Origin of the sequence: Campylobacter concisus (assembly GCF_902460595.1) — a bacterium.
Classification (GTDB): domain Bacteria; phylum Campylobacterota; class Campylobacteria; order Campylobacterales; family Campylobacteraceae; genus Campylobacter_A; species Campylobacter_A concisus_BL.
Genome location: NZ_CABPVA010000010.1, coordinates 1 through 10,761, shown reverse-complemented (window position 1 = coordinate 10,761; position 10,761 = coordinate 1). Strand labels below are relative to the sequence as shown.

Genomic DNA, 10,761 nt, shown 5'->3' with positions numbered 1-10,761 from the left:
CTCTTTAGGGGCAAAATTTGAAAAAAGCGCTGATACTTTTTACCAGAGCTCCGATCGCTGGTAAGACCAAAACCAGACTGCTTGACTTTTTGACGCCACAGCAAGCAGCAAATTTACATAAATTTTTACTAAAAGATATAAACACCAAGCTTCAAAAACTAAAAAACGTCAAAATTTTCATCTTTTTTACGCCAAGCGATAAGGCTAAAAATTTAGAGCAAATTTTAGGCGATGAGTATGAATTTATTGCCCAAAGTGAGGGCTCACTAAACGAGCGAATGCTTAATGCCTTTAAACATGTAAAGGCGCTTGGATATGAGCAAATTTTACTAATCGGCAGCGACATTGTAAATTTCACCACCCAAGGCTTTAATAGCTATTTTAAAGCACTTAGCAAAAATGGCGCCGCTATCACCCCTACGCTTGACGGCGGATACTGCGCGATCGCTCTAAGAAGCGCCAGCCTAAAAGATGAGATTTTTTCAAGCGATTATTCTTTAAGGCAGAGCGTGTGCAAAGGGGTTTGCGCTAAATTTGAAGAGCTAAATTTAAGCTACGTCAAATTTAAACCGCTTCGCGACATCGATACGAAAGAGGACATTTTCGCTTACGTCTTGGGCGTGCGACCAAGTGCCATAAAACCCCTTGCTAGCGGTGAATACAACATAAACTACAAATTTCGCAAAGGCGGCCAAAAGGTATTTCGCATAAATACAAAGTCGCAAATGGCGCTTGAAAATCAAATAAAATATGAATTTGATGCGCTTAAAATTTTACAAAGCTCAAAGGTCACGCCAGCGCCGTTAGAGTACTACGAGCCAAGCCCGCTTTTACCGCGAGGGGCGATGAGTATGGAGTTTTTAAAAGGGCGCGCACTAAGATACGAGAGCGATCTTGAGACGGCGGTAAGTTTGCTTGCTAGCGTGCACGCAGTCAAGATCCCGTCAAATCACAGCTTGATCACCGCGCAAAAGCCATTAAAAGCGATGTTTGAAGAGTGCGAAAATATGGCTAACGTCTATCTAAACTCAAATTTAGCCCAGCCAAAAACCGCTGAGATGATCGAATTTTTCTTAAAAATAGCAAAGAAATTTGACCTTGAGCGCGAGATAGAGGAGCCTTGTATCATAAATACCGAGCTAAACTCTTCAAATTTCATCATCGGTAAAGAGAGCTCATACATCATCGACTGGGAAAAGCCGATAATTGGCGAGCGTGAGCAAGATCTGGCACATTTTAGTGTGCCAACGACGACGTTTTGGAAGACGGACGTGATATTTAGTGCTGATGAGATAGAAAAATTTATAAATTTATATGAAAACTACTCGAAAAAAATGGTAGATAGGCAAAAATTTAAAGAGTATTTTACGATGACTTGCTTGCGAGGAACAAGCTGGTGCGCGATGGCATTTGTCGAGTATAACGGTGCTAGAGCCATTAAAAACGAATACACTTTTAACAAGATAAAAGCCTATCTTAGCGACAAGTTTTTGTCGAATTTACAACAATATTTTAAGGAATTTAGATGAAAAAATCCCAAATTTTTCTCCTAGTCGCCGTCGCGATAGTCGCGTTGGCATACTTTTTTATCCCTGCGGTAAACAAACAGATCACTGACTCAGTCGTGATGCTTAGCAAATTTGACCTAAACGAAGTCTATGCTTATTTGCAAAGCTTTGACAAGACGACGGCAGCTTGCGTGAGCTTTTTTTTGATGGTGCTTCAAAGCATCATGGCGCCAGTGCCTGCGTTTCTCATCACACTTTCAAATGCGATGATATTTGGCTGGGTCTGGGGTGCTGTGCTATCGTGGAGCTCGGCTATGGTGGGCGCTGCGCTTTGCTTTTACATAGCACGTATTTTAGGTCGCGACGTCGTTGAAAAGCTAACTGGCAAAAAGGCGCTTGCAGCTACGGACGAGTTTTTTAGCAGATTTGGCAAGCACACGATCATCGTCTGCCGTTTGCTGCCATTTGTGAGCTTTGACCTAGTAAGCTACGCAGCAGGGCTTACGTCGATGAGATTTTGGGGATTTTTCTGGGCGACTGGTATCGGCCAGCTTCCTGCGACGATTGTATATTCGTATTTTGGCGGCAGTTTGATGGGCGGTGGCAAAATTTTATTTATCAGTCTTACCATACTATTTGCCTTCTCGATCGTAGCCTATGTCGCAAAGAAAATTTTAGATGATAAAAAGGCAAAAAAGGCGCAGCTTGAAGCAAACAAGGCTGCTTAAATTTGCTATCATCGCCGCGATCATACTCGTGGCTGCATTTTTGATGCAAAAGATCGGCGTTAGCGAGCTTCGTGAGCTCATCGGCGAGCATGTACTATTTGCTCCGATGATCTATGTCCTATGCTTTGCTATCTTGCCGATATTTTTATTTCCAGTGCCGATTTTGGCTGTCGTTGCAGGTGCGGCATTTGGGCTATTTGCCGGCAGTTTATACACCATAATAGGTGCGATGATAAACTCGGTTTTGATGTTTTATATCGCAAGATTTTTGGGTTTTCACGCCGTTAGCGACTTCACGCAAAACTCAAAGAGCAAAATTTTAAAAACGCTTGGCGAGCCTGGCGGTAAATTTAGCCTAATTTTGATCCTTCGCCTAATGCCACTTGTGCCGTATAACGCCCTAAACTACGCATGCGGCGTGATGAATGTGAGCCTGCGTGACTACGTGGTGGCGACCTTTGTAGGCATCGTGCCAGCAACTTTTATAATGGTAAATTTGGGCGAAAAAGCCCTTGATATGCGCTCAAACGGCTTTATCATCGCCTGCATTTTGATGGTAGTGCTCGTGGCACTTTCTAGCTGGGGCGCAAAAAAGATAAGAGCAAAACGTGGCGATCTCGGTAATAACTCCGATCTATAACGAGCCATGCGAAAATTTGGAGCATTTTTGTGCTATTTTGGCAGCTCAAAAAGGTGAATTTGAAGTGATATTTGCTGATGCTAGCGAGCCAAATTTCTATGAGAGCAAAAATTTTGATTTAACGCTAAATTTGAGCAAAATTTTCACGCCTGAGAGATTTAAAATTTTACCTTGCAAAAAAGGCAGGGGCGCTCAGCTAGACGCTGGGGTGAGCGTGGCTAAATTTGAGAAGCTTCTCTTTTTGCACGCTGATAGTGCATTTTGCGATGAGGGGGCGATTTTGGCTGCTGAGAGGGCGCTTGATCGCTGTGAGGCAGGCTGCTTTAGGCTTAAATTTGATGATGGCGGAGTGCTTTTAAATTTGATCGCACTTGGTTCAAATTTACGCGTAAAGTTTAGAAATATCGCATTTGGAGATCAGGGTATTTTTATACGAAAAGGCCTTTTTAACGCACTTGGTGGCTTTGAAAATTTAGCTATTATGGAGGATTATAAGCTAAGTATGAAGCTAAAAAGATCTGGTGTGAAATTTTGCCAGCTAGGGCAAAATATAATCACAAGCGCACGTAAATTTAGGCGCGAGGGTGTCATAAAAACGCTCATAAAAATGCAAATTTTGCAGTATAAATTTAGAAATGGAGCTAGCGCTGATGAGATCGCAAAAAGTTATTAAAAACCCGCCAGAGCTTTGCATAGAGTGCGGAGCGTGCACGAAACACTGCGAGTTTTTGACCAAATACGATATAAATTTGCTTGATTTTTCAAAGCGAAAAGATCTCGCATTTAGCTGCTTTTTGTGCGACGAGTGCTACAAGGTCTGCCCAAAAGACATCAGCGGCAACGAGATCGCGCTAAAGCACAGAGAGCAGATAAAAAAGCCGTTTCGCTATCTAAATTTCTTAAAATCGCCCTATCTCTATGCCAACAACTCGCCCAAAAAGAGCCGCGAGCTAATGTTTTTTGGCTGCAATTTCCCAGGCTTTTTGCCTGAAACTACACGAAAGATCATCGAAATTTTGGAGCCTTTGGGGGTTGATTTTAGTATAGACTGCTGTGGCAAGCCCCTTTTTGAAGCAAATGCAAATTTTGACAAGACAAAGGCACATCTAAACGAGCTCTTTGCCGCAAAGGGCGTAGAGACGCTCATTTTGGCCTGTCCAAACTGCTACCATTTTTTAAAAGACAAGGTGGATGTCAAGATAAAAACCATATACGAGAAATTTGAAGAGCTTGGTCTAAACCGCGAGATCACAGAGGAGGCACACATCTTTTATCCCTGCCCTGAGCGCATCCACAAGCCTATTTTTGAGACCTTTAAAAAGTACGTGCCAAATTTCAAAAATAGCTTTAAGGATGTAAACTGCTGTGGGCTTGGTGGACTAGCAAAAAGTAGCGAGCCGCAAATCGCCGCAGGATATCCGCAAGCCGTCAAGGATAAAAATTTGCCAAATCTCTACACCTACTGCGCCACTTGCTGCGGAAATTTCGCCAAAAATGGCGTGAAAAATATCAAGCATATTGCCACGGTAATGAGTGGCGTAAACGAAGCGCCAAACACCGCTTATCTAAAAAATGTACTCAGTTTAAAATTTTACAAAAGGAATAGAAAATGAACTTCACAGATCGCATAGCACCGCAGATCAGGCATACTGATAAAATTTCAACGATACAAGTAAATCTAGGCAAGATATGCAACCTCGCCTGTTCGCACTGCCACGTCGAGGCTGGGCCAAAGCGCACGGAGACGATGAGTAAGGAGACTTTGCAGGCTGTTTTAGAAGCGATTAGCGCACATAAATTTAGCACGCTTGATGTCACCGGCGGCGCACCTGAGATGAACGCGCACTTTCGCTGGTTTATAGATGAGGCCGCTAAGATCACGCCTCACATCATCGTGCGAACAAATTTAACCATACTACTTGAAAAGGGCTATGAGGATCTGCCTAAATTTTACGCAGATCACGGCGTGGAGCTAGTCGCTAGCCTGCCTTGCTACACCGAAGAAAACGTCGATGGCATGCGTGGGCGAGGCGTGTTTGAGGGCTCCATAGAAGCTCTAAAGAGGCTAAATGCACTAGGATATGGCAAGGGCGGAAATTTGGTGCTAAATTTAGTCTATAACCCAGGTGGTGCGTTTTTGCCAGGCGATCAAGCCGGGCTTGAAACGGACTACAAAAGAGAGCTAAAAAGCGCTTTTGGCGTGGAATTTGATCATCTTTTTACGATCACGAACGTGCCGATTGGCAGATTTAGAAGATCACTTGAAAAAAGCGGTAAATTTGAGCCTTATATGCAGCTTTTAGAAGCAAATTTTAACCCAAATGCTGCACAAAATATCATGTGTAGAGCGCAAATTTCAGTGGGATACGATGGTAGCCTTTATGATTGTGATTTTAACCAGATGCAGGGGCTTAAGGCGCACGGCGCAAAGGATATATTTGAGCTAGCTAAAAGCGGCGAGCTTGGTAGACAGATCGTCTTTCGAGACTACTGCTACGCCTGTACAGCAGGGGCTGGGTCAAGCTGCTGCGGCGCGCTTGCGTAAATTTAAAGGATAAAAAATGATGAGCAATGAAGAGATAGCGCAAAAATTTGCCGAGCAAAACTGCGCTCAAATGATATTAGCACGCTACGCACAGCACCTAGGTGCAAACGAGGCGCAGCTTATGAAGCTTAGCTTTGGGCTCTTAGGCGGCATGCAGGAGGGCTCGGTATGTGGTGCATATCTAGCGGCAGTGCTAGTTTTGGGGCTTGCTTACGGCGATGATAAAGAAAAATATAATGCAAATTTGGCGCGCTTTAAAGAGATATATTTTAAAACGCAAAAATCTAGCATCTGTAAAGAGGTCTTGGGACACGATCTAAGCAAGCCAGACGAGCTTGAAGCGATAATACAAAAAGGGCTTTTTGCGAAAATTTGCCCCTGCGCTATAAAGGATAGCATGAGGGCTTTGGATCAAATTTTAGAGTTTAGGGAGAGTTAAAATATTTTTGCTGCTTGCGCGGTATTTAGAAGGTAAAAATGGTGCAAAAAGAAAAATTTATAAGCGCAGCCGTAATCTTTTTATCTGCGGCGATTATTAGCGCATTTACAGCTGTGTCACTTATATTTTTTGATGTCGCAGACTATGTCTATCTAAACATCATAGGGCTTTTTATCATTTGCGTATATTTTGGATTCGTGGCATCCATTTTTTATCTCGTTGGATTTACGGGTTTTATGATCAAATTTGGACTTGCTGATGCCTTTTTTAGCTATTCGCTTGTGCTTGGGGTCGTAAATGCGGCGATCATAGCGTTTTATTGCAAAAGGGAGGTCAAATTTAGAAAGATCCTCGTTGCAAGCGTGGTTATGGCGCTTTTTTCAAAGATAGCCACGAGCGAGATATATGCCTTGCTATCAGGCGACGAATTTTCTGGCGTGGCTTTTGCGATATCGCTAGAAAAAGTCATAGCTCAAGCGAGAATTTATCTATTTTCAGGCTTTTGCACGGTTGCCTATTTTTATATATTTAACAAAATCGTTTGGATTTTTAAAAACAAAATTTCTTTAAAGGAGAAAAAATGAAAAGTGCTTTTGCTGCAACAATGTTGTTTTTATTTGCATTTGGCACGTTCTGCTTTGCAAAAGAGCTACCAACTATCAGCTTTAACGAGTTAGGGAGCGACGCCCAGCTTATCGACACTAGAAGCGAGGAGTTATATATCGGCTGGAAAAATAAAAACGGTGTAAGCGGACATATAAAGGGAGCTACCGATTTTCCTGCGCAGTGGCTAGATTATGAGCCAAACAAAGATAAAATCAGCGTAGAGCTAAAAAGACGCGGAATAGATAAAAGCAAAAAGACCGTCCTATATGCCGACGATGATCTAAGCGAAGCGGTCTATGATAAATTTAAAGAGCAAGGATTTTTAAATTTATACGCTCTAAAAGGTGGAATAAACGCAAACTCTAAAGAACTGGAGCGACTAAAAGGCTATGAAACATACGTATCTGCGCAGTGGGTGCAAGACCTGCTAGATGGCAAAAAGGTAGAGAGTTATAATGGCGAGCGTTATGTTATCTTAGAAATTTCGCTTCCAAGTGAAAAAGATGAGTATAAGAGCGGACACATCAAGGGTGCGATAAATTTATCTTCTGATGATATAAACCACATCGCAGGGCCTAGAACAATGCAAGAATACGAAAATATCCCACTTGAGAAGCAGCTAAAATTTTGGGGATTTCCTTCTGATGATCACATAAAAGAGGTCTTAGAAAACGCAGGCATCAACGAGGATACTTTGGTGATTTTATACGCTACGACCAAGGCGACGACAGCTGCAAATAGAACAGCTTTAGTCATGGACTATGCTGGCGTGAAAAATATTAAATTTTTAAATGGTGGAAAGACGATTTGGAGACTAGAAAATCGCCCTCTTGAAGCAGGCATCGTTACACCACAAAAGGCAAAATTTGGCGTACAAATCCCTAAAAATCCTAATGTAGTTTTCACATACGAGCAAGAACGCAAACTTGTCGATGACAAAAATGCCGTTATCGCATCGGTTAGAAGTTTTGATGAGTATCTTGGCAAAAAGAGCGGCTACACATATATAGAAAAGGCTGGCGATGTGGCAAACTCAAGATTTGCCTACGCAGGCTCAAATCCTTACGCAATGGAGGATTTTAGAAATTTAGACAACACGATGTTTAACTATAAAATCATAGATGAGCGCTGGAGACTTTGGGGCATAACACCTGAAAAGACAGTCTCTTTTCACTGCGGCACAGGCTGGAGGGCGGCTGAGACATATTACATCGCAAAAGCGCTTGGCTGGCCACGTGTTGGCGTTTATGTAGGTGGCTGGTATGAGTGGAGCAAGAAAGATGGCTCTCCAGTTAAAGAAAAGGGCCTTCCAAAAGATGCGCCTGAAAAAGAGCCGCAAGAATTTTTTAACTAAAAATTGATGAAATTTAAGTTAGTGGTCACTAAAAATAAAATTTAGGAGAATTGATGAGTAAGGATTGTAGTTGCGAAGGTTATTTTTGTAAAATAATCGCAGGAGAGACGATTGGTACCTTTTTGATGTGCTTTTTTGGTATTGGATCGTTTGCGACAGCAAGCTTGTTCGGTGCCTTAGATGGGGCGTTTCAGATAGGTATGATCTGGGGCGTAGCGATCGCGATCGCGATCTATGCGTGCAGAAACCTTTCAAGTGCGCATTTTAACCCAGCCGTAACATTTGCGATGTGTTTAAGCGGTCGCACTCCGTGGAAAGATATGCCAATTTACGTCATAGCACAAATGGTGGGTGCAATATTAGCAGGAGCTATTTTATGGGTATTTTTTGAAGACTCCGTAACACACCTCTTGACGACAAATGCAGCAGATATGGGTATGGTAAGCAAAGCGTCTGCGATTTGGTGCAATATTTTTCCAAATACTCCAAACGGCGTAGTGAGTATGCCAGTAGCTGCGTTTGCTGAGGGTGTTGGCACATTTATTTTGATAGCGATAATTTTTTCGCTAACAGAAGGTTCAAATTTGGGTAAGCCGAGTGTAAATATCGCGCCTCTTTTTATTGGTTTTACCGTCTCAATCATTATCACTACAGTCGGTCCTATGACAAACGCTGGACTAAATCCTGCACGCGATCTTGGCCCTCGAATCGTGGGGTATATAGTAGGTTGGGACAAGATAGCCTTTTCATCGGATGCAATCATCGTCTATGTTATTGCACCACTTGCTGCAAGTATTTGCGCAACAGGACTTTTTAAGATTATCGATCCGCTTCAAAAACTAGGATATAAATAAAGGAGGAAAAAAATGAAAGATATAAGAGAGGAAGTCAAAGAGTATTATAGCAAGATAACGCTACAAAACGAGGGAAATATGGAAACTAAAATTTGCTCGTGTGCCGCAGATAGTTTGCCAAGACACCTACGCAAGATTAGAGAAATAATCCCAGATGAGATCGTGACACGCTTTTATGGTTGTGGTTCGCCCATACCACTAGCACTTGAGGACTGCACAGTGCTAGATCTAGGTTGTGGCACTGGGCTTGATGTATATATACTTTCAAAGCTTGTGGGTGAAAAAGGTAGAGTGATCGGCGTAGACATGAACGACGATCAGCTAGCGATTGCTCAAAAATACCAAGACGAAATGGCACAAAAATTCGGCTACACACGTTCAAACGTCGAGTTTAAAAAAGGCTATATCGAGGATTTAGCAAGCCTTGGAATCAAAGATGCCGATATAGATGTCGTCGTCTCAAACTGCGTGATAAATTTATCGCCTTACAAGGAAGCGGTTTTTAATGAAATTTGGCGCGTGTTAAAGCGCGGTGGCGAGCTTTATTTTTCAGATATTTTTGCCGATCGTCGTGTACCAGAAAATATCTCAAGCGATAGAATTTTACGCGGAGAGTGTCTAGGCGGGGCTATGTATATAGAGGACTTTAGGAGACTACTGCAAGGCATTGGCTGGAAAGATTTTCGCTATATGAGTTCTGTTTGTGCTTCGATCGATAATCCGCAAATTGAAGAACTTATTGGCAACATCAAATTCAGTTCACGCACAGTCCGCACGATTAAAATTCCAGACCTTATCGAAGATATCTGCGAGGAGTACGGTCAAGTAGCAATCTACCGTGGAGGTATAGAGGGTAGCGAGCATTGTTTTGATCTCGACGATCATCACCATTTTGAAAAAGACTTACCGATGAGTGTATGTGGCAACAGTGCGGCAATGGTACAAGAAACGCGATTTGGAAGATATTTTGAAGTGCTGGGCGACAGAAGCAAACACTTTGGTGCATTTGCCGGTTGCGGACAAGTACCAGAGGCTCTCAGCGGCACAGATGAGTGTTGCGGCGGGGGATGCTGTTGCTAAATTTAATATCCCAAGGTGGCACTTGGGATAATTTTAACTTACGGAAGTTTTTAAAAAATAATCATAAAAAAGTCTATTATTAATTCAGAATTAATAAATTTTCATATACAACCCTGCCTAAAAGTCGGCGGTCGCCGATAGACCTTTGCAAAATTTAGGCAAAATAAATAGTGAAATTTTATCAAAATAAAAGGAGATGAAATGTTCGTCAAAAGTAAAATAGTTAAAGGTATAGTTGTGCTTTTTGCACTAGGTTTTCTCGCAGCTTGCAGCGATACAAAAGCGCCAACAGACGCTAAAATTAAGGGTGCTGACCTAGCTGCGATACAAGCTGATAACAAGAAAAAAGAGGACTACCTTGTTATCGACGTTAGAAAGGTAGACGAGTATAACGCTGGCCACCTAAAACACGCTATAAACATCCCTCTTGAAGAGATCGAGGCTAGACTAGATGAGATAAGCGCCTACAAAGATAAAAACGTAGTGCTTTACTGTAATAGCGGCAACCGCAGCGGCAAGGCACTAGATATACTAAAAGCAAAAGGCTTTAACAAGCTTAGCAACGCTGAAGGCGTGAAAGAATTTAGCTACGATCTAGTTAAATTCGGCAGCATAAACGCAGAGGAATTTAAAAAGATCGCAAACGATCCAAACGTTCTAATCATCGACGTTAGAGAAAAAAAAGACTATGATGCTGGACATATGAAAGGCGCTATTAGCATCCCAGACGGCGAGCCTGTTGATAACTACAAAGACGTGCTTGAAGCAAACAAAGACAAAACTATCGTCACACACTGCTACAGCGGCAACCGCAGCGCTAAACTAGCTCAAACGCTAAGCGACAAAGGCTACAAAGTCTTAAATCTACTCGACGGCACAAAAGAACACAGCTACGAGCTAGTAAAATAACATTTATATGAGCTTTTGGGGCAACCTGAAAGCTCAAAGTTTTTAATAATACAAATTTAATATACATACTTTCACCCTATATCCTTTCACTATTCTTA

Annotated in this window: 12 protein-coding genes; all 12 read left to right on the top strand. The window is 42.2% G+C overall.

Going from position 1 to position 10,761, the window contains the following annotated elements; translation table 11 throughout:
• Positions 1 to 17: 17 nt before the first annotated feature.
• The 12 genes from F3G86_RS09815 (at position 18) to F3G86_RS09760 (ending at position 10,663) form a co-directional block, all read left to right on the top strand.
• The gene (locus F3G86_RS09815; RefSeq protein WP_149723746.1) at positions 18 to 1,529 is read left to right on the top strand and encodes a TIGR04282 family arsenosugar biosynthesis glycosyltransferase; all 1,512 of its coding nucleotides are present in this window, start codon (positions 18 to 20) and stop codon (positions 1,527 to 1,529) included.
• Positions 1,526 to 2,236 carry a TVP38/TMEM64 family protein gene (locus tag F3G86_RS09810; protein ID WP_149723745.1) on the top strand — a complete coding sequence of 237 codons (711 nt, stop codon included), beginning with the start codon at positions 1,526 to 1,528 and terminating at the stop codon, positions 2,234 to 2,236. Before F3G86_RS09815 ends, F3G86_RS09810 begins: the two co-directional genes overlap by 4 nt.
• Entirely contained in the window at positions 2,214 to 2,876 is a 663-nt protein-coding gene (locus tag F3G86_RS09805; RefSeq protein WP_188116455.1) for a TVP38/TMEM64 family protein, read from the top strand. Before F3G86_RS09810 ends, F3G86_RS09805 begins: the two co-directional genes overlap by 23 nt.
• On the top strand, positions 2,845 to 3,549 hold the full coding sequence (locus F3G86_RS09800; RefSeq protein ID WP_148788549.1) for a TIGR04283 family arsenosugar biosynthesis glycosyltransferase: 705 nt from the start codon (positions 2,845 to 2,847) through the stop codon (positions 3,547 to 3,549). Before F3G86_RS09805 ends, F3G86_RS09800 begins: the two co-directional genes overlap by 32 nt.
• A complete protein-coding gene (locus tag F3G86_RS09795) occupies positions 3,527 to 4,489 on the top strand; it encodes a heterodisulfide reductase-related iron-sulfur binding cluster (RefSeq protein ID WP_021084990.1) in 963 nt (320 codons plus the stop codon). Before F3G86_RS09800 ends, F3G86_RS09795 begins: the two co-directional genes overlap by 23 nt.
• Complete coding sequence (gene arsS, locus F3G86_RS09790) at positions 4,486 to 5,421, top strand: arsenosugar biosynthesis radical SAM (seleno)protein ArsS (RefSeq protein WP_149723743.1); 936 nt, start codon at positions 4,486 to 4,488, stop codon at positions 5,419 to 5,421. Before F3G86_RS09795 ends, arsS begins: the two co-directional genes overlap by 4 nt.
• A gap of 16 nt (positions 5,422 to 5,437) precedes the next feature.
• Positions 5,438 to 5,860, top strand: coding sequence for a C-GCAxxG-C-C family protein (locus tag F3G86_RS09785; protein WP_148807090.1), 423 nt, complete (start codon positions 5,438 to 5,440; stop codon positions 5,858 to 5,860).
• Between the two features lie 41 nt (positions 5,861 to 5,901).
• Positions 5,902 to 6,444: a hypothetical protein gene (locus tag F3G86_RS09780; RefSeq protein WP_149723742.1), complete on the top strand. Its 543-nt coding sequence runs from the start codon at positions 5,902 to 5,904 to the stop codon at positions 6,442 to 6,444.
• Positions 6,441 to 7,820 carry a rhodanese-like domain-containing protein gene (locus tag F3G86_RS09775; protein ID WP_149723741.1) on the top strand — a complete coding sequence of 460 codons (1,380 nt, stop codon included), beginning with the start codon at positions 6,441 to 6,443 and terminating at the stop codon, positions 7,818 to 7,820. The genes F3G86_RS09780 and F3G86_RS09775 overlap by 4 nt, the downstream gene beginning before the upstream one ends.
• A 53-nt stretch (positions 7,821 to 7,873) precedes the next feature.
• On the top strand, positions 7,874 to 8,674 hold the full coding sequence (locus F3G86_RS09770) for an MIP/aquaporin family protein (RefSeq protein WP_149723740.1): 801 nt from the start codon (positions 7,874 to 7,876) through the stop codon (positions 8,672 to 8,674).
• Between the two features lie 12 nt (positions 8,675 to 8,686).
• Positions 8,687 to 9,754, top strand: coding sequence for a methyltransferase domain-containing protein (locus F3G86_RS09765; protein ID WP_149723739.1), 1,068 nt, complete (start codon positions 8,687 to 8,689; stop codon positions 9,752 to 9,754).
• A gap of 201 nt (positions 9,755 to 9,955) precedes the next feature.
• Positions 9,956 to 10,663 carry a rhodanese-like domain-containing protein gene (locus F3G86_RS09760; RefSeq protein ID WP_149723738.1) on the top strand — a complete coding sequence of 236 codons (708 nt, stop codon included), beginning with the start codon at positions 9,956 to 9,958 and terminating at the stop codon, positions 10,661 to 10,663.
• The last annotated feature ends 98 nt before the right edge of the window (positions 10,664 to 10,761 follow it).